This window comes from Nostoc sp., assembly GCF_036917975.1.
In the GTDB taxonomy this organism is placed as follows: domain Bacteria; phylum Cyanobacteriota; class Cyanobacteriia; order Cyanobacteriales; family Nostocaceae; genus Nostoc.
This window is the reverse complement of the sequence record NZ_JBALEJ010000059.1, coordinates 1-18,697: the sequence shown is the minus strand read 5'-3', so window position 1 is coordinate 18,697 and position 18,697 is coordinate 1. Positions and strand designations below refer to the sequence as shown.

General features: G+C 41.6%; 17 protein-coding genes. 8 read left to right on the top strand and 9 right to left on the bottom strand.

Annotated elements, in window-relative coordinates:
- Positions 1-8: 8 nt before the first annotated feature.
- The 7 genes from V7K76_RS23920 (at position 9) to V7K76_RS23890 (ending at position 9,019) form a co-directional block, all read left to right on the top strand.
- On the top strand, positions 9-1,169 hold the full coding sequence (locus tag V7K76_RS23920) for a glycosyltransferase family 4 protein (protein ID WP_334951325.1): 1,161 nt from the start codon (positions 9-11) through the stop codon (positions 1,167-1,169).
- 65 nt (positions 1,170-1,234) lie between these two features.
- Positions 1,235-2,227, top strand: coding sequence for a glycosyltransferase family 2 protein (locus V7K76_RS23915; RefSeq protein ID WP_334951326.1), 993 nt, complete (start codon positions 1,235-1,237; stop codon positions 2,225-2,227).
- A 144-nt stretch (positions 2,228-2,371) separates the two neighbouring features.
- Positions 2,372-3,574: a glycosyltransferase family 4 protein gene (locus tag V7K76_RS23910; protein ID WP_334951328.1), complete on the top strand. Its 1,203-nt coding sequence runs from the start codon at positions 2,372-2,374 to the stop codon at positions 3,572-3,574.
- Positions 3,492-4,448, top strand: coding sequence for a glycosyltransferase family 2 protein (locus V7K76_RS23905; protein WP_334778147.1), 957 nt, complete (start codon positions 3,492-3,494; stop codon positions 4,446-4,448). Before V7K76_RS23910 ends, V7K76_RS23905 begins: the two co-directional genes overlap by 83 nt.
- A gap of 91 nt (positions 4,449-4,539) precedes the next feature.
- Positions 4,540-5,979: an O-antigen ligase domain-containing protein gene (locus tag V7K76_RS23900; protein WP_334778148.1), complete on the top strand. Its 1,440-nt coding sequence runs from the start codon at positions 4,540-4,542 to the stop codon at positions 5,977-5,979.
- 51 nt (positions 5,980-6,030) lie between these two features.
- Positions 6,031-7,152 (top strand): glycosyltransferase family 4 protein, encoded by a 1,122-nt coding sequence (locus tag V7K76_RS23895; RefSeq protein WP_334778149.1) that lies wholly within the window; start codon positions 6,031-6,033, stop codon positions 7,150-7,152.
- 217 nt (positions 7,153-7,369) lie between these two features.
- Positions 7,370-9,019 carry a GMC family oxidoreductase gene (locus tag V7K76_RS23890; RefSeq protein ID WP_334778150.1) on the top strand — a complete coding sequence of 550 codons (1,650 nt, stop codon included), beginning with the start codon at positions 7,370-7,372 and terminating at the stop codon, positions 9,017-9,019.
- A gap of 828 nt (positions 9,020-9,847) precedes the next feature.
- Here V7K76_RS23890 and V7K76_RS23885 read toward each other — a convergent pair.
- The 8 genes from V7K76_RS23885 to V7K76_RS23850 form a co-directional block, all read right to left on the bottom strand.
- On the bottom strand, positions 9,848-10,267 hold the full coding sequence (locus tag V7K76_RS23885) for a hypothetical protein (protein ID WP_334951332.1): 420 nt from the start codon (positions 10,265-10,267) through the stop codon (positions 9,848-9,850).
- Positions 10,268-10,451: 184 nt separating this feature from the next.
- Positions 10,452-10,991, bottom strand: coding sequence for a DOMON-like domain-containing protein (locus V7K76_RS23880; RefSeq protein ID WP_334951334.1), 540 nt, complete (start codon positions 10,989-10,991; stop codon positions 10,452-10,454).
- Positions 10,988-12,106, bottom strand: coding sequence for a phosphotransferase enzyme family protein (locus V7K76_RS23875; RefSeq protein ID WP_334951336.1), 1,119 nt, complete (start codon positions 12,104-12,106; stop codon positions 10,988-10,990). Before V7K76_RS23875 ends, V7K76_RS23880 begins: the two co-directional genes overlap by 4 nt.
- 374 nt (positions 12,107-12,480) lie before the next feature.
- Positions 12,481-14,202, bottom strand: coding sequence for an NAD+ synthase (locus V7K76_RS23870; protein ID WP_334778155.1), 1,722 nt, complete (start codon positions 14,200-14,202; stop codon positions 12,481-12,483).
- 5 nt (positions 14,203-14,207) lie between these two features.
- Positions 14,208-14,381, bottom strand: a complete 174-nt coding sequence (locus V7K76_RS23865; RefSeq protein ID WP_334778156.1) for a hypothetical protein — start codon at positions 14,379-14,381, stop codon at positions 14,208-14,210.
- The gene (locus V7K76_RS23860; RefSeq protein WP_012411955.1) at positions 14,381-15,127 is read right to left on the bottom strand and encodes an NUDIX hydrolase; all 747 of its coding nucleotides are present in this window, start codon (positions 15,125-15,127) and stop codon (positions 14,381-14,383) included. Before V7K76_RS23860 ends, V7K76_RS23865 begins: the two co-directional genes overlap by 1 nt.
- Positions 15,088-15,687 (bottom strand): nicotinate-nucleotide adenylyltransferase, encoded by a 600-nt coding sequence (locus V7K76_RS23855; protein WP_334778157.1) that lies wholly within the window; start codon positions 15,685-15,687, stop codon positions 15,088-15,090. The genes V7K76_RS23860 and V7K76_RS23855 overlap by 40 nt, the downstream gene beginning before the upstream one ends.
- Before the next feature lie 57 nt (positions 15,688-15,744).
- A complete protein-coding gene (locus V7K76_RS23850) occupies positions 15,745-17,160 on the bottom strand; it encodes a nicotinate phosphoribosyltransferase (protein ID WP_334951339.1) in 1,416 nt (471 codons plus the stop codon).
- Between the two features lie 450 nt (positions 17,161-17,610).
- Here V7K76_RS23850 and V7K76_RS23845 point away from each other — a divergent pair, with 450 nt between their 5' ends.
- Entirely contained in the window at positions 17,611-17,763 is a 153-nt protein-coding gene (locus V7K76_RS23845) for a hypothetical protein (protein ID WP_334778160.1), read from the top strand.
- Between the two features lie 80 nt (positions 17,764-17,843).
- Here the strand turns inward: V7K76_RS23845 and V7K76_RS23840 are convergent, their stop codons facing one another.
- Positions 17,844-18,485, bottom strand: coding sequence for an O-linked N-acetylglucosamine transferase, SPINDLY family protein (locus tag V7K76_RS23840; protein WP_334778161.1), 642 nt, complete (start codon positions 18,483-18,485; stop codon positions 17,844-17,846).
- Positions 18,486-18,697: the final 212 nt, after the last annotated feature.

Sequence of the window (18,697 nt, the reverse complement as noted above, 5' to 3'; positions counted from 1 at the left end):
ACAGAAATATGTATCAGAAGATAGTTGACCAAAACCTGATTTATCAATGCTCCAATTTTAATGTCGGTGGAAGCGGAGGTGTTGAAACTTATTTAGCTTCTCTATTTGAACATCGACCACCTGATATTAGCGATCGCGTGTTAAAATCACTGAAAAATATCGATCAAAGCCAGTTCAAACTGCTGCACATCCACAGTCCAGATTTGCTATTGCAGCTTACAGGCGAATGTCCGACTATCTTCAGTGTTCATAATCACTCATTATACTGTCCCAGTGGCACAAAGTATTTAGCAGGGCAACAGACAGTCTGCGATCGCAACTTTTCTTACGTAGGATGTACCTGGGGTAAATTAGTAGATAAGTGTGGTAGCCGTAAACCCTTAAGAACCCTTAAAGAACTGCAAACCACTCATGAGTTTTTGGATGTATTAAAAAAGATAAAAATTACTTTTATTGCTAATAGCGAATATGTCCGGCAAGAGTTAATTAAAAATGGTGTACCTCCAGAACAAACTGTAACTCTACACTGTGGAATCTCTATACCACAAACAGCAACAACACCTTTGAGTTTAGAAGTCCATCAAAATCATAGAATTTTGTTTGCTGGACGGATTGTTTCTGATAAAGGTCTGGAATGGTTACTCAAAACCTTAATACATACAGACCCGAAAATTCAACTTGATATTGCAGGTGAAGGTTGGGAACGACCACGCTTAGAAAAGTTAGCAAATACCCTTGGATTGAATAAGCGGATTACTTGGCATGGTTGGTGCGATGCTGACAAATTAAATAAACTTTATCAACAGTGTTTTGCAGTTATTTTTCCCAGTGTTTGGCCTGAACCTGCTGGTCTTATAACTCTAGAATCTTATGCTCGTTACCGACCTGTAATTGCTAGTGCAGTGGGAGGGATTCCAGAACATTTACAAGATGGAGAAACAGGTATTCTTGTTCCAGCTAATGATATCCAAAAGCTGGCTGATGCTATTAATGAGTTGTATATAGATCATCCAAAAAGCCGATATATGGGTGAACAAGGACATGCTTTATTGATGAAGGAATTTACAATGGCTACTCATGTAAATAATCTCCGAAAAATTTATGCAAAAACAATAGCTCAATTTCCTGATAAAGCTAAAAAAATATATAGCATTTCTCAAGCTAAATAAAGTTTAGTTTGGTCAACATATTAAATGGTGCATCTTTTATCTATGAAATATAAAGAGAGAAAAATATGTCATTGCATCAAGAATCCCAACAACCTTTAGTCAGCGTTATTATCCCCACCTATAATCGACCAGAGTATCTCAAGCAAGCGATCGCTAGTGCTATAAAACAAACTTATCAAAATATTGAAATTATTATTTCTGATAATTGTAGTTCAGAAAATCCCCAAGAACTTGTCGAATCTTTTGGTGATTCACGCATCAGATTTTGGCGACATCAACAAAATGTAGGTATGTTAGCTAATCAGCTACATGGCTTCAAGATGGCGCAAGGTAAATATGTTGCTAGTCTCCATGACGATGATATCTGGAATGAAGATTTTTTAGCAAAGCTTGTACCACCACTCGAAGCAAATTCTGATTTAATTATCGCTTTTTGTGATCAATATATCATAGATGCTGATGGCATAATTAATGATGTTGGAACTGAAGAAAATACACGTGGTTATAAGCGAGATAAACTAGCAAAAGGAATTCATCAACCTTTTCACAAAATTGGATTGGTAGATAAAAGCATACCTACCGCAGCATCTTGTGTGATTCGCAATAATTTTGTGAATTGGGATAGTATTCCCTCAGAAGTTGGCGGTATGTGGGATTTATATTTAGCTTATATATGCTGTATATCTGGTCATGGCGCTTACTATTATCCAGAAAGATTGACGCGATATCGTGCCCATGAGCAAACTGATACTATGCTCAGTGGTAGTCGAGATGTGCAGGCAAAACTCCGCAAAGCTAAAAGCGAAATGTTTTGTTATCAAGTCTTTATGGAAGATGCTCGTCTACAAGAATTTAGAACTTTTTTTCAACAGAAATGGTTAGAAGCTAATACCACTTTTGGAATTGGTTTGCTACGAAGTGAACAGATAGCAGCATCACGTCCTTATTTTTGGAAGACCTTGAAAAAACAAAAGTTTAATGTCCGAACTCTGGCGGCATTTGGTCTGAGTTTTACTCCGCGTTTTTTAGCTAATAAGTTAATGAAAATATCGAAGTAATCGAGGAATTGCACCTAAGTTATAAAAGTTATCTTTTAAACTAACCGCAGAGACGCAGAGGACACAGAGAGAATAAAAACAAGAATATTTTTAATTATTGGCTTGCACTTGTATGTGAGTTTATATTACTAAGGAAGATATTGGATGAAAATTTGTATTGTTACTCATAAAATCAAAAAAGGTGATGGTCAGGGACGAGTAAACTATGAGGTTGCTAATGAAGCAATTCGTCGTGGTCATAATTTGACATTATTAGCTAGTGAAGTCGCACCAGAACTAGAAAATAATAACCAAGTTAATTGGATTAAAATTCCAGTTAAAGGCTATCCAACGGAATTTGTGCGTAATTTTATATTTGCCCGAAAAAGTGCAGATTGGTTACGTAAACATCGCTCTAATATTGATTTTGTTAAAGTCAATGGAGCAATTAATCTGGCTGCGGCTGATGTGAATGCTGTACATTTTGTCCACAGTTCATGGTTGCGATCGCCTGTTCATATTTCCCGCGATCGCCGCGATTTATATGGTTTCTACCAATGGCTATTTACGGCTTTTAATGCCCGTTGGGAAAAACAGGCTTTCCAAAAAGCCCAGGTTGTGGTGGCTGTATCCGAAAAGATAGCCCAAGAATTAGTCAACATTGGTGTACCGCGTTCTCGGATTCGGGTAATTGTCAATGGAGTAGACTTAGAAGAGTTTACCCCCGGTGAAAGCAATCGCCAAAAATTAGGTTTACCGGAGAATGTCACCTTAGCGATGTTCGCCGGAGACATCCGCACACCTAGAAAAAATTTAGATACAGTTCTACACGCCTTGGTGCAAGTTCCCGATTTACATCTTGCGGTGGTAGGTCATATCGAAGGCAGTCCCTTCCCTCAACTAGCGGCATCCTTGGGGTTAAGCGATCGCGTTCATTTTGTCGGATTTCGCCGTGATATCCCCGAAATTATGCGGTCAGTAGATTTATTTATTTTTCCTTCCCGATATGAAGCTTGTAGCCTCGTATTGTTAGAAGCACTTTCTTCAGGACTACCAGTAATTACTGCCATAGCTACCGGGGGTGCAGAGTTGGTGACACCAGAATGTGGCATTGTCTTAACCGACTCAAATGATATCGATGCTTTGGCTGTGGCGATGATGTCCTTGGTAAGGGATTCTGCCCTGATGAAACAGATGAGTCAAGCAGCTCGTTCTGTGGCAGAACAACATAGCTGGATTACTATGGCACAAACTTATGTGGATCTATTCGAGGAGTTAAGCAAGAATGCGGAACACCGTTCTGATACCGACTTATCGCCGTCCACAAGACCTCTCACGCTGCCTTTTGGCGCTACAGGAGCAAACTAAACCAGTTGATCAGGTGATAGTGGTTGTCCGCGATACGGATGCAGAAACTTGGCAATTTCTGGCGCAACTAAACACGGAGAATTTGCCACTGCATACCATAAAAGTGACGCAACCTGGGGTAGTAGCAGCCCTCAACGCCGGACTAGAAGCAGTGGAGGGCGATATTGTTTCCATTACTGATGATGATGCCGCACCTCACCCCGATTGGTTAGAGCGCATCGCTGCTTACTTTGTTTCAGATAGTCGCCTCGGCGGTCTGGGTGGGCGTGATTGGATACATCACGGCAGCAAATTAGAAGACGAATCCCGCCCAGTGGTGGGACAGTTGCAGTGGTTTGGGCGAGTCATTGGCAACCATCATCTGGGAGTGGGAGAACCCCGTGAAGTGGATATTCTCAAGGGCGTAAACATGAGTTTTCGTACCCAAGCAATCGGACAACTACGCTTTGACGAGCGGATGCGTGGTACTGGAGCGCAGGTACACTTTGAAATGGCATTTACTCTGACATTAAAGCGGGCTGGTTGGAAGATAATTTACGATCCAAACGTTGCTGTAGATCACTATCCAGCACAACGTTTTGATGAAGATCAGCGAAATAACTTTAATGAAATTGCCTTTATTAATTTAGTCCATAATGAAACCTTAGTTTTACTAGAGCATTTGCCATTTATCCGCCGGATTGTATTTTTATTTTGGGCAATATTCGTCGGTACATGCGATAGTTTGGGCTTAGTACAATGGCTGAGATTTTTACCTAGTCAAGGGCAGTTGGCAGGGAAAAAATTGCTAGCATCTTGGCGGGGACGTTGGCAAGGATATCAAGAATTCAAAATTCAAAATTCAAAATTCAAAATGAATTCAATTTCTTCTTAGTTCTAGTTTCCAGACTGGGAATTAAGATGCTTGGGCTGCTGTCTCTAGAGAGCCAGTAATCCAAAATCTAAAATCTAAAATCCAAAATTGAATGAATTCTAAGCAGATACTTTTCAATAGTTTTTTACAAGAAAACTATTCTCCCGAAGAGCGATCGCAACAGGGGTGGATGGCGATCGCAGGTTTTATACTACTAACTGTAGTTTGCTATTTTGCTGGTGCTACTGCCGCATTGCGCCTAATTTACCCGGTGACAGCTTTAGCAGTAGGCATATTTTTATACTTGCGCCATCCCATTCTCTATATCAGCTTTACCTGGTGGATTTGGTTTCTCACACCTTTAGCTACGCGCTTAGTTGACTATCGAGTGGGTTGGGACGCTACTCGTCAAATGCTGATAGCACCTTACTTGGTAGTGTTTGTCACCATAGCAACATTCTTCCGACACTTTCCCCGCGCTTCTCGGCAAGGGGCTTTGCCGTTTGTTTTGGCTTTTATCGGAGTGTTTTATGGCTTTCTCATCGGTCTGGTTTATAACCCACCTATCCCTGTAGCACGGGGGTTAATGGATTGGCTCAGTCCGATTATCTTCGCTTTTCACTTATTTATTAACTGGCGAGATTATCCCAGCTATCGCCAAAACTTTCAGCGAACATTTCTCTGGTGTGTGTTGATTTTAGGAACTTATGGCGTATATCAATTCGTGGTAGCTCCTGAGTGGGATAGGTACTGGCTAATACAATCAAAACTATTCATGAGTTCTGGAAATCCTGTACCTTTTGGGATGCGCGTCTGGAGTACATTACACTCAGTCGGCCCCTTTGGTTCTGTTATGCAGGCTGGGTTACTGTTGTTATTTACCAGTTCAGGAAACTTAATTTTTCCGGCTTCAGCTGTTGGTTACTTATCTTTTTTATTGACACAAGCACGGACTAATTGGGGAGGCTGGTTATTTGGAATAATTATGATTATGGGTTCAGTCAAAGCCAAAATTCAAATGCGCTTAATTACCATAATTGTGGTTATGGCAATTTGCGTTGTGCCGTTGACAACTATTGAGCCAATTGCTGGAGTTGTAGCAACCCGTTTGGAAACTTTTTCTAATCTTCAAGAAGATGGTAGCTTTAAAGATAGATCGGGAAGTTATGACAAAAACCTTGGTTTAGCCCTTTCTAATGGTTTAGGTAACGGCTTAGGAAATATCTGGAAAGTCAACGAAAAAACTGGTCAAATTGAAGTGGTGGTAATTGATAGTGGCATTTTAGATATGTTTTTCACCCTTGGCTGGTTTGGAGCCATCTTTTATATGGGTGGATTAATTTTGTTAATTGTTAGTGTTAGCAGTTATGGTGAAGGCCGTTTTGATAGCTTTATCAGTGCTGCCCGTGCCATTGGTATCAGTTCCGCTTCACAGCTAGTTATCGGTAGCGGTATGTTGAGCGTAGCCGGGATGATTCTTTGGGGATTTTTAGCTATGGCGATGGCAGGACATAAGTACTATAGCAATCCTAAAGATCCCCGACTTCTCTAAGAAGTCGAGAATTTGATAAATCTTACAACTTAAATAGGACTCTTATAGATTATGAAAGTAATTATTGTAATGCCACTGGCCGAGCAACGAGGCGGCGGTGAAATGATGCTTTGGGATTTGGTGCAGCAGGGACGTAATGCTGGTGTCGAGTGGCTGGTGATATTTTTAGAAAACGGCCCAATGGTCGAACAAGTAAAGTCTCTCGGTATTGATGCGCGAGTTGTGGAAAGTGGACGTTTACGCCAAATCCACCGTTTTATTGGTGCTGTTTTGCGGATAGCTGCGATCGCACGCCGCGAACGTGCAGATATAATTGTCAATTGGATGTGGATCACGCATATATCAGGAGGTTTGGCGGCTATGCTGGCGGGCTTACCTGCTGTGTGGTATCAACTAGAAGTACCTACTGATAAAACTTGGTTAGTACGAATTGCTACTTTAATTCCAGCCCGTGCAATTATCACCCTTTCGCAAGATGGCAAGCAAGCACAGGCAGAGATTTGGCCCCACAGACCAACGCCTCTGGTTTATCCTGGTGTCGCATTAGACCGATTTGAGCCTAATGCTTTACCAACTCCAGAAGAAGCACGGCGGAAACTAGGCTTACCTTTACACGGGCCATTGATTGGAATTGTAGGACGATTGCAACGATGGAAGGGAATGCACGTACTGGTGCAAGCGATGCCCAAAATTTTACAGAAGTATCCCGATGCCCATTGTGTGGTGGTTGGCGGTAAGCACGATTTAGAACCGGATTATGAGGACTTCTTAAAAGCTGAAATCACCGCTTTAGGCTTAAAAGACCAAGTAATTATGGCTGGACTACAGCGTAATATCCCGGAGTGGGTGCAGGCGATGGATGTATTCGTTCATGCGTCAGATAAAGAACCCTTTGGGATTGTGATTATTGAGGCGATGGCATTGGGTAAACCTGTAATTGCTGGCAGTGCAGGCGGGCCGACAGAGATTATTACCGATGGCATGAATGGACTATTAACACCTTACGGCGATGCGGATCAATTAGCGATCGCAATTCTCCGCTATCTTGACGAGCAAGAATTTGCCCGAAGTGCGGGAATAGCTGCCAGACAACGCGCCCTCGATTTCTCAACACAGAATTATGCCCAAAATTTTATTAATGCAATTCGTTCTGCAATCCCAAGCATTTCATAGGCTGAATAAAACAGTAAACTTCTTGCAAAAGTCAATTTTATAAAAATGAAACCACAGATTTACATCGATTAATTATCTGTATACATCTGTGGTTACAAATAATAATAGGACTTATGCAAAAAACCTCTCAGACTCTTGTTTCTCCGTGTTCTCTGCGTCCTCTGTGGTTCGCTTTTCCGTAAGTCCTAAATAAATTAGATTAAAAGGAATTAAATTAATGTTGATTGATAGCCGCAAAGTGCCAATAGATGAAATTATCAATACCGAAGTTTGTATAGTTGGTGCTGGCCCAGCAGGAATTACACTTGCACGAGAACTAATTGGGCAAGACTTTCGAGTTTGCTTACTAGAAAGTGGTGATATTGAATTTAATCAAGAGACTGCATCTCTTGGTGAAGGCGAAACCGTTGGAGATCCTTTTCCACCACTGCAAGATATGCGCCATCGTCAATTTGGTGGATTGGCGAATGTCTGGAATATTGAAATTAATAAAAATCAACTTGGTCTGAGGCATGTGCCATTAGACGAAATAGATTTTGAAAAAAGAGATTGGGTTCCATATAGTGGTTGGCCTTTTGAGAAATCTCATCTGAATCCATTTTATGAACGCGCTCAAGCAGTCTGTAAACTCGGTTCCTTTGCTTATGAAGCCGAGGCTTGGGAAAATGCTCAATCTCCCCGGACACATTTCACAAGTGACCGAGTTACTACTAGTATGTTTCAGTTTGGCCCACGCGATATTTTCACCAATGAATATCGTCACCAAATTAATCAATCTCCTAATATCACCACATTCCTGAACGCCAACGTAGTAGAAATTGAGGCCGACGAAGCAGCCCAAACGGTGAAACGCGTACAAGTAGCTTGTTTATCTGGTAATAAATTTTGGGTAGCTGCCAAAATATTTATTTTAGGCACAGGTGGTATTGAGAATGCACGTTTATTATTACTATCAAACAAAATTCAAAAGAATGGATTAGGCAATCAACATGATTTAGTAGGTAGATTCTTTATGGATCATCCTTTTATCCGTTGTGGTATGCTTGTTCCGCAAAATCGCAAAATCTTTAATTCGATGGCTTTGTATGACTTACGCCGGGTTAATAATGTCACAGTCATGGGGAAATTTGCCCTAACTGAACAAGTGATGCGCCGCGAAAAATTACTAAATATGACCGCGTTGTTATATCCCAGAGATGAAAGATTTAGATCGCCTGCAAAGGCTTCTGCAAAAATTTTATTCTCTTCACTTCGGCAAAGACAGTTACCTAAGAATGTTCTTCAACATTTACAAAAAGTCATTACAAATCTTGATGATTTAGTAGCTGATTGGTATAAGTATAATGTCAAAAAAGAATATTTATTTCCTGATTTGAGTCATGGAGGATGGTCTGACCATGAAGGTAATGAACAGAAATATACAAAGTTTGAAGTTCTCAGCCAAACCGAACAAACACCAAATCCAAATAATCGGGTGACACTCAGTAATCAACTAGATAAACTTGGCTGTCCTCAAGCAAAATTAATTAATCATTGGGGCGAAATAGATATTTGCAGTGTGAAGCGATCGCAGTTAGTATTTGCACAAGAGTTTGCTAGTGTCGGTCTGGGTGAGTTGCAGATTGAATTAGATGGAGATCGTCCAGTTGCTTCACTGAGTACCCATCATAATATGGGAACAACGCGTATGAATCATGACCCAAAACAAGGAGTAGTCGATGCAAATTGTCAAGTTCACGGCATTTCTAATTTATTCATGACAGGTAGCTCTGTTTTCCCTACAGGAGGCTATGCTAATCCTACGCTCACCATTGTTGCCTTGGCAATCAGATTGGCAGACCATCTGAAAGCACAATTGTCTCACTAAGTATAACTTTGCGTAAAATCGTCACGTTTTAGATGTAGCGATCGCTATTTTCTAAGACTTATCCAGTATCCACGATATTTCTTTCTTTCTTTCTTTCTTTCTTTCTTTCTTTCTGTCCTTTGCGGTTCGTTTTCTTCCTTGTACTTAAATATGGTTTAGCGCCTCTTCATTTGGTATCAGGAGTAAAAGACACACCCATTTATGAAGCCACCTCTATTAACTCTTGGCGATGGCTAGTTAATTCAAGTTTAAAACAATTGAACTAACAATGTTGAGGCAGTTAACAGCCAGTGTGGGTTACAATTTTCACAACTCACATAGGATGCGATCGCTGTTACTCAGGGAGCATCCCAATTTTGCAAGAACATGTTTGTCATTGCGAACGAAGCGATAGCGTAGTGAAGCAATCGCAAGATATGGGATTGCTTCACTCCACTACGTTGCGTACCCTGCGGGTTCTCCGAAGGAGTACGCAATGACAATTTGTAACCTGAGTTTGATATAACTTGCACATTTGGGATGCTCCCGTTACTCAACTGTCGAATGGCATAATTCGATTAAGATAGCAGGCACGTAATGTTCTTACTTAATATAAATAGCCGAAGAACCTAATAGACATCTCCGAAAATGAATGTAGAGACGTAGCACTGCTACGTCTCTACAAGGGTTTTGGATAACGCATATTTAATTTCTGGAGATGTCTAATCTAAAACCCCCATACCTTAAATGTACAGGGGTTATTTCAGCTTGCAGGGAAATTTCAAAGAAAAGGTTAACTTGTGTTGCATCAAATTACAAACTTACAAAGAGCCATAGACAAAGCTGTACTTATCCAGGATAATTTGCTCCGGTTAATGTCTCCAATTGTGAGCTAACAGCGCCTATGTAAGCTTGATTGTTTAAAACTTGTGCCGGTAACTTGTGAGCTTTGATCGCAGCTTTTACTAAATCTTTCGGAGTAATATTTCCGCGCTGTCCTTCAGAAATCAAAGTTCCTCCACTAGGAATTCCTTGCTCTTTAAAACCACCTTGGTAAGCAAGATTAACAAGATTAAAGGGTTGAATATAGCCAACATTGGTGTAATTACTGCCTAATGCATCAGGATTAACTGCTGTGTTTATTGGTTTCCCAGTAGTGGCACCAGTACTTGTATTGTTGTTTGCGGCTGTTTGAGCGCTAGCAATACCAGATGTGAGCGCAAGAGAAGCAATGATCACTGTGGAATTTATCAATGTTGTTAATTTCATAACCTACTCCTTAACTAGAGGGAAGTAGAATCAATAGTTTCTACTAATAGATTCCTCTTAATTTATATTTATAGAAATTAACTTATACAATTAACTCACCCAAACGGGTGATTTGTTTCTCATCCAAATGAGTGACTTATTTGCTGGTTTATTGTTCTGGCATATTGGTAGCAGCAAGCACATCTCACAACTCAATAATAAAACCGTCTCGTAGATGAAAGTCAGCCTCCGCGCTTTGATGAGTTAACGCCCAGTAAGTTACCTCGCCATCTCTATGTTTAATAACGGTAGTAATGCCAACTTCAATGGCTTGATTTACCGAAACGATTTTATCCAAATCGACATCTAACGCCAGTACCAAAGCATCGGTTTGATTCTGAACACTAAACGGTAGCTTTTCAAAGGCTGTTTCTTCTTGCATCCCTTGACGATACCCATCAAAACGATAGACATTCCAGTGTCCAGCAGGAGAGAGGTTAAATTCCCAATACCGTTGAGAATCTTTGATACCAAGGAAGAACTCGAAGCAAGTGTCTTCCCACAATTCGTACTTGCGTGATGGTGCATTTGATGCTGAAGAAATTGCAATTTCTTTTAAGTCGCCTCCAAGGTTGTAGTCGATGGCAAGTTGATTAGCATTCCGGGAGATATTGCCTGTAATTTTCAAATTAGGAAAGGACTCAGTAGAAGGGAAAGGTTGCAGGGAAAATATCTGGTTGTTCATTTCATGTCTTGGATAATTTTGCGAATCTGCGTTTCTTGAGATTCAATACTTTCGGTAAGCTTAAACTGAACGATCGCTCTTGCCAAGTTATGTTCTGGATGCTTCACTTTAAAGTAGATATTCCCTGCTAAATAATCAGCAAAAAATCTCAGTCCTAGTTCAAAAGTAATTAGACGAATTGCATCATATATATATGCATAATCATTCTCAGTCAGAAATGCCTTAGCCACAGCGAGATAACCCTGTAGAATTTCCTGACACAAATCAGTATCAAAATAAATACTTTCCCAATTATCGGTTTCTTCACCAGCCGGATTACAACCCGATCGCAGGCAATCACCAATATCGTAATGTACCAGACCGGGTTTAACTGTGTCTAGGTCTATAACACTAACGGCTTGCTGAGTAACAGTGTCAAACATCACGTTATTGATTTTTGGATCGCCGTGCATCAGACGCAGAGGTAGAATGCCTTCAGATTTGGCATTTTCTAGGATATGTGCAAAGACTTGGCGATCGCTAACAAACTGTAAGCAATAATTAACTTCAGTAGATTCACTCACGCTAGTTTTCGCCAAAACTTCCTCGTAATGTTGGAGATAAAGCGGTGTAATATGGAACCCTTCGAGAGTATCAGCAAGTTTTTCTGGTGGCAAATCGCTGATGAGATTGTGAAACATCCCCAAGGCATAACCGATTTCTTTGGCGTGTGAGCGATCGCCTATACTATCAAAAGACTGGGAGCCTTCAATAAAGCTAATTGCCCGCCAAAAGGAGCCATCTGCATCCTTGCAATGGTCTTGAGCATCTTTGGTTAACAGTACGCGTGGCACTTCCCAGCGACGATCAAGGGGTGTATCATGCAACCGTTTGTGAACATGTTCCGTGAAAGTACGCATGTTCTGCATAATCAGTTGTGGCTGACGAAACACTTGTGTGTTAATGCGTTGTAGGACAAAATGTTGTTCTTTTGAGGAATCTAGAGTTGCTAAAAAGGTGTCATTTATATTACCACTGCCAAAGACTTTAACGCCTGTAACCTTCCCCAGTTGGGCGAATTGGTTAGCGATCGCCACTAGGTTTCGGGTATTCTGTGTATTGATTTCTTCTGTCATGTGTTTGACCTGCACTACTCCTCATATACATTGCACGCAAGCAATAGGGGATATCGTAGCGCAAGTGTCAAGATAATTCGCGTAATACTCATCTCCGGCGAGAAGCAAGCTACGTAATTCGTAATTGATTACCCAGATTTAAAAGTACTACGGCAATCCTGAATCATTAGTGAAAAAAAGACTGGGTGTGATCGCTATTAAGGGAACTCCAAGAAATTAAATTATCCAATATTGTGGGGTGGGCATCTTGCCCGCCATATAGCCTGGGCAGGCGAGACGCCCACCCCACATGAGTTATGTCAATACTGCTCGGATAAGCTCTTGAGGGAGGGGAGGCAAAACTCAAGAACTGCTTACCTCAACCAAGAAATTCCTTAACCGAGCAGTATTGAGGTAGGTGTAGCTATGCTTTTAGCCTGGTAAGCATTTTTGACACCAACCCAGTTACTAGCAATTGGCATTCGCCAACCTGTTCCAAAGGCGCGATCGGTGATTTTTAAGCCGGGGGGTGCTTGTCGCCGTTTAAATTCAGCCCGCGCTACCATTTGGATTACTCTATCTACAATCACCGCATCGTAACCGGCTGCGACAATTTGCGCTGCTGATTGGTGGTTGTGAATTAGGCGTTGCAAAATATCGTCCAAAATTTCGTAAGGCGGTAGAGAATCTTGATCCACTTGACCCGGTTTGAGTTCGGCGCTGGGTGGTTTAGTTAAGACGTTTTGCGGGATGATTTCATTATTGCGATTTAACCATTGGCAAAGTGAATACACACGGGTTTTCGGAACATCTGCAATCACCGCTAACCCGCCATTCATGTCGCCGTAGAGGGTACAGTAACCCACAGCCATTTCTGACTTGTTACCGGTAGATAAAAGCAGATAGCCAAATTTATTAGCGATCGCCATTAATAAATTACCGCGAATCCGAGACTGTATATTCTCTTCAGCTAGTCCAAACTCCGTACCTGCAAACAATTCACCTAATGTTTGATCGAAGCCTTGCATTAACTCGCCAATTGGTAAAAGATTAGTCTTAATCCCCAAATTTTCGGCTAATGCCACAGCATCACTAATGGAATGCTCGGAACTGTAAGGGGAAGGCATGAGAACACCGAGGACATTTTCTTTACCAAGTGCAGCCGTAGCGATCGCAGCTACTATTGCCGAGTCAATCCCGCCACTTAAACCCAATACTACTTTAGAAAAACGACACTTACGAGCGTAATCTCGCACTCCCAAAACTAAAGCTTGCCAAATTTCTTCATCTTCCGATTCATATATCGGTTCTACAGAACCCAACTGCAAATCACGTTGCACCTCGTCAAATTCCACTACTAATAAATCAGTTTCAAAACCACGGGCGCGACACATAATTTCACCTTGACGATTTAAGGCAAAACTACGCCCATCAAAAATTAGATCGTCATTTCCCCCGACCTGATTGGCATAAATAAATGGTTGTTGAAAACGTACTGCACTATGTCTAAGCATAGTTTCACGAAACTGCTGCTTGCCAGCCGTGTAGGGCGAAGCAGACAAATTTACAATCAAATCTACACCCAAAATTGCTAAGTCAGCAATCGGATTTGCTGCATAACTCCGTTTACCCCAAAATTCCTCATCGTTCCATAAATCTTCGCAAATGGTTACGCCAATATGGATATCATCGAGAGTGAAATAATTAGCTTGTAAGCCTTCTTCAAAATAGCGGCGTTCATCAAATACATCGTAAGTAGGTAAAAGTCGCTTGTGAAAAAGTTGCTCAACCTTACCATTCTCTAACAAAGCTATGCTGTTAAATAAAGTTTTACCGCCACTAATATGTGCTTGGAGATTCGGTTCAACAGTTCCTACCAACACAGCTAAATTTGCTGGCAAATCTTGAGCTAACTTTTGTAAAGTGATGCCCATCGCTTCTACAAAACTAGGATTTAGTAATAAATCTCTTGGTGGATAGCCACACAAAGAAAGTTCGGGTGTCAACAACAAACGCGCACCGCTAGATGCTGCTATTTGTGCCGCCTCCAGGATTTTTTGGGCATTTAAAAGCAAATCACCGATAGTAGGATTAATTTGAGCGATCGCAATCTTCATTTTAGTTAAGAGTTAGGAGTTAGGAGTTTGAGATCAAAAGTTTGCCTCGTTCCCAGCCTCCGGGCTGGGAACCGATCCTCGGAGGCTCTGCCTCCAGTGGCTTGACCAGAGGCAGAGCCTCTCGGAATACGTTCCCAGCCCGGAGGCTGGGAACCAGTTAACTCTACGTAACAGTGCATTAAATAAACACTAAAGGTTTATCTTTTAAGGGAGCAAATGCTTCCGCGTCGAATTTATACAAGCTAGCCGGACGGCCAGCACCCCGTGATACCTTAATTCCGGTATCGCATAAAAAACCTAACTTGAGTAGACGCGCCCGAAAATTAGAATAATCGGAAAAATTGTCACCTAAAACTGTGGCGTATAACTGATATAAATCATTCAAGGTGAACATTTCTGGCAAGACTTCAAAAGCTACTGGGCTATACTCTAATTTATTTCGCAACCGCCTATGGCCATAAGCCAAAATTTCATTATGGTCAAAAGCTAGTTGCGGCACTTGTTTTACCGGATACCAAGCTATACCAGTCATGCGATCGGCAATTAATTCGGCTTCTTCAAATCGCACTAGGGCAAAGTAACTAACTGATAGATAACGCACGCCATAACTATCAGTTGCTTCCCGTGGATCGCGATTCGGCCCGCCAAAGGTATACAGTTGTTCTAAGTAGAGATTATTGACCTTAATTTTCTCCGCCATAATGCGATAGGCAGCATCTTCTAAAGACTCTCCAGGACGTACCAAAGTACCGGGAAGACTCCAATGATTTAAAAATGGTTCTTGCTGTCGCATTACTAATAGAACTAACAGCCGATTTTGTACAGTATCTACAGAAAAAATTACATTATCAACACCAACCTTGAAATCGGCCAAAGGTTGTTGGTTTAACGGAGTTGGTATCTTTTTTTGTGAACGTCCTGGCATTCGTACAAATGCTCTCGATTAATATAGGCAACTACAGGGGCTATGAGGGCTTGAGAATCTCCATGTTCGCGGTACGCTGTTGAGGAAACATCTAGACCGGTCAGACTAGCGATCGCCATCTTCCCTCCCAGCTTTTGCACTACCTCTGAACTAGATTTATCTATTGCATATCCGGGTCGCGGTACAATCAGTAGTTGCACTTCCTGTAACAAATCTTCAATGCGATACCAACGTGGTAGCTGACTCAGTAAATCTGAACCAATGATCATTGTTAATTCAGCATCCTCACCCCAAATAACCTTCGCTTTTTCGACTGTTTCCAGTGTTCTAAAGCTACTCAATTCTTGTTCCAAAGCAATATTGTGCCGTGGTGCGTCTATATCCGCAATCAACAATCGTAACATTGCCGCCCGATGTTCCAAGGGTGTTTGATGGGACTTAAATGGATTATCCGCGGCCCAAACCGCTACCCAATCATAACCCTCAGACAGCCAACTCAGAATTTTTTGATGTCCCGCAGTTGGTGGATCGGCACTAGTACCAAACAAAGCAACTCTCATAATAATTCGTAATTCGTAATTCGTAATTCGTAATTAAGACAGACTCAAAAAGTACTTTTATCTCTGTGTACTCAGCGCCTCTGCGGTTCGTTTCTTAGTTTCCTCCGTTAACTGTTGCAGTGCGGCAGAAATCTCCACTTGCACCCCCACCGGATGATCCAAACGCCGTGTCTCCTGTGGCAAACTAGCAACTGAGGCGGCGGTACGCTGACGAATTGTTGCCAACGACTCCAACGGTTGCACCCGTTCACCTTCTTGCACTACCAACTGCAACAAAGGTTCTTCTTCCACAGAACTTTCACCTAAAAGCCCCAACCTGTCTGCTTTTACCTTACCTCCCGTAAACGAGCGAAAAATCTGCTTGCGTCCTGGATAAGTAACTTTACCACTAGACTGCTTCATCACTGGGATGCCATCAATGTCTACAAGTTTATAAACTCCATTGACAGGCGAACCTGTAACTAATCGCGTTCCCAGTCCGTAACCATCAATTTGCGCCCCAGCAGCTTTTAATCTGGCAATTTCCCACTCATCCAAGTCGCCACTAGCAAAAATTGGCACACCGGGAAGGAGCGATCGCACCTGTTTTGATAAGGTAACTAAATCTCCTGAGTCCAATCGCACTCCTGTCAATTGCATTTCCCCGGAATTTACTTTTTCAGCCAAGCGCTGGGCAGCAGCAATGGTATCGTAAGTATCAATCAGCAACGGCGCACCCGGAAAATATCGATGAAATGCACTAAAGGCTTGTTCTTCAGTGCCTTCTATTGCTGACAACGCCATCACCAGGGCGTGTGCCATCGTACCACTTGGTTGTTGTCCCAGTTGTAGCGCTGCTAACACATTGGAGGTGGCATCTAAACCACCTGCCAAAGCCGCCCGCGCCGCCCACAAAGACCCTTGGGGACTAAATGCTCGTCTTGTGCCAAATTCTAAAAGTGTTGCTGATTCCCCCGCAATATCCCGCAACCGGGCTGCTTTTGTAGCAATCAAAGTCTGGTAATTAATCGTATTTAAAAGGTAAGTTTCTACTAGTTGGGCTTGCCACAGGGGTGCTTCCACCCGCAACAGTGGTTGATTGGCAAATACAGCCGTCCCTTCTGGTACTGCCCAAACATCACCCGTAAACTTTCCCTCAGCTAAAAGTGACCAAAAGCGATCGCCTGCGTGAACAAAAATTCCCGTTGCTTGTAATGCTGCAATTTGCGCCGAACTAAAGCGGATTTTGGCTAAATATTCCAATGCCTGGGTCAGCCCCATTGCAATTAAATAACCAAAACCCTCTGGCAATCGTCTGACAAACAATTCAAAGCTTGCCCGTCGTTGTTCTATACCTTCACCTGTGTAACAAGCTGCCATTGTTAACTGGTAAAGGTCGGTCAGCAAGCTGTACTCATCCGCAGAAAGGTTTAATTCCTGGTTCTGCTGGCTTTGCTGTTTATGTACATAATTCAAATCTGGCAAAGTTGTCATGCAAGAGCTTCCTTACAAGATGCTTCTTTCATTTATGGTAATATTTACCATAAATAATGTCAACTACCAGCAAGTATATTTTCTGAGATCCCTGTCAAAAGGCAGATTCATAGTCAAATTAATACTAACTTTATCAAATACTTAATATTTTTTAATAGTAATAGCTAGCAATAATGTTAATCAGATCGGGCGGCTAATGAAAAAACAAGATTCTGTCAGAGAAAGTTTGTTTGCCAGCCTCTTTCCCCGACTAGGGTTGAAGAAATAACTATGTTACAATTAGAATCGAAGAGGAAAGTTTGGCTTTTTGAGAAGCTAAAGTATTGCGAAGTTATCTAAATAAACATTGCATATATTCTCAATATATTGAGAATTTTAGCGAACCAAGAATATTAGCGTTAGAGTGGAAGCATCACAATTAAATAGACTCAAAAAAAGGAGTCAAATATTATGGCTATTGCCAAAATCATTGCTAACATAACCCAGTATATTTCTGAAGCTGCGATGCGGATTTTTGGCCCTACGGATGATGCTTATCCTGCTACTGGGATACAACCTTTTACAGGTGAGCCTTACGATAAGCGTAAAGATGATAATTCGTAGGTGCTGATATAGCATTTAAAAAATAGTTATGAACAAAAAGATCCCCGACTTCTTCAAGAAGTCGGGGATCTTTGTTGTTTTTACTTTTCACTTTTTAACTCTATGGCTTGCGGTGATTTCCCAGCAGCGTAGATATCCCACATAACACGGTAGGCAAGTTCAAGATTGCGGGTGAAACGTGGTGTATCAAACAGTGGGTAAGTGGTACGATTTTGTGCTAATTTCTGTTTGATTTCCTGCAATGCTGTAGGAGAATGAGCTAAATATATGGCTAATTGCTCATATTGCTCTAAGTTATTAGTGATTAACTCTGGTAAACCAACTGCTGTTAGCAAACTAGCAGCAACACGAGAAGCAAAGGTTTTTCCTAGACAGGTAATAATTGGTAAACCTGCCCATAAAGCATCACTAGCAGTAGTGTGAGCATTACAATAAAAGGTATCTAGAAATAAGTCTGCTAATTGATGTCTGGCTAAATGTTCTGCTTTGGAGTGATATTGGGCAAAAATTAAGCGATCGCTATTAATTCCCCTAGCTTGAGCTTCTCTTTTAAGATTATCCTCGGCAATAGGGAATCTGACAAGTAACCACAGCACACTTCCTGGAACTGCGGCGAGAATCCTCATCCAAATATCGAAAATCTGCGGTTCAATTTTATAGTTGTTATTGAAGCAGCAAAAGACAAAACCCGACTCTGGTAAAGCATACTCAGAACGAGTCACAGGGGTAGAAGCGATCGCTTGTTGATGATCGTTAACTTGATAGCTGTGGGGTAAGGTGACTAACTTCTCGCTGAAACCATCAGCAAATTCTGGTGGTGTGACTACTGAATCACTAATTAGGGGTTGCTGAAAAAGAAAGACAAGGTTGCAGTATCTAGATTATCAGACCAAAGAAGTATATTCCGGTGCAAGATTTGAAGGTAAAATAGCCC

What these genes read in the sequence shown, in the direction of transcription:
- V7K76_RS23865 (WP_334778156.1), bottom strand. Translation starts at nt 14,381, where the DNA reads ATGCACTGTTACGTAGAGTTAACTGGTTCCCAGCCTCCGGGCTGGGAA.
- V7K76_RS23905 (WP_334778147.1), top strand. Translation starts at nt 3,492, where the DNA reads ATGCGGAACACCGTTCTGATACCGACTTATCGCCGTCCACAAGACCTC.
- V7K76_RS23845 (WP_334778160.1), top strand. Translation starts at nt 17,611, where the DNA reads ATGGCTATTGCCAAAATCATTGCTAACATAACCCAGTATATTTCTGAA.
- V7K76_RS23850 (WP_334951339.1), bottom strand. Translation starts at nt 17,160, where the DNA reads ATGACAACTTTGCCAGATTTGAATTATGTACATAAACAGCAAAGCCAG.
- V7K76_RS23885 (WP_334951332.1), bottom strand. Translation starts at nt 10,267, where the DNA reads ATGAAATTAACAACATTGATAAATTCCACAGTGATCATTGCTTCTCTT.
- V7K76_RS23870 (WP_334778155.1), bottom strand. Translation starts at nt 14,202, where the DNA reads ATGAAGATTGCGATCGCTCAAATTAATCCTACTATCGGTGATTTGCTT.
- V7K76_RS23900 (WP_334778148.1), top strand. Translation starts at nt 4,540, where the DNA reads ATGAATTCTAAGCAGATACTTTTCAATAGTTTTTTACAAGAAAACTAT.
- V7K76_RS23880 (WP_334951334.1), bottom strand. Translation starts at nt 10,991, where the DNA reads ATGAACAACCAGATATTTTCCCTGCAACCTTTCCCTTCTACTGAGTCC.
- V7K76_RS23860 (WP_012411955.1), bottom strand. Translation starts at nt 15,127, where the DNA reads ATGCCAGGACGTTCACAAAAAAAGATACCAACTCCGTTAAACCAACAA.
- V7K76_RS23920 (WP_334951325.1), top strand. Translation starts at nt 9, where the DNA reads ATGTATCAGAAGATAGTTGACCAAAACCTGATTTATCAATGCTCCAAT.
- V7K76_RS23855 (WP_334778157.1), bottom strand. Translation starts at nt 15,687, where the DNA reads ATGAGAGTTGCTTTGTTTGGTACTAGTGCCGATCCACCAACTGCGGGA.
- V7K76_RS23915 (WP_334951326.1), top strand. Translation starts at nt 1,235, where the DNA reads ATGTCATTGCATCAAGAATCCCAACAACCTTTAGTCAGCGTTATTATC.
- V7K76_RS23895 (WP_334778149.1), top strand. Translation starts at nt 6,031, where the DNA reads ATGAAAGTAATTATTGTAATGCCACTGGCCGAGCAACGAGGCGGCGGT.
- V7K76_RS23875 (WP_334951336.1), bottom strand. Translation starts at nt 12,106, where the DNA reads ATGACAGAAGAAATCAATACACAGAATACCCGAAACCTAGTGGCGATC.
- V7K76_RS23910 (WP_334951328.1), top strand. Translation starts at nt 2,372, where the DNA reads ATGAAAATTTGTATTGTTACTCATAAAATCAAAAAAGGTGATGGTCAG.
- V7K76_RS23890 (WP_334778150.1), top strand. Translation starts at nt 7,370, where the DNA reads ATGTTGATTGATAGCCGCAAAGTGCCAATAGATGAAATTATCAATACC.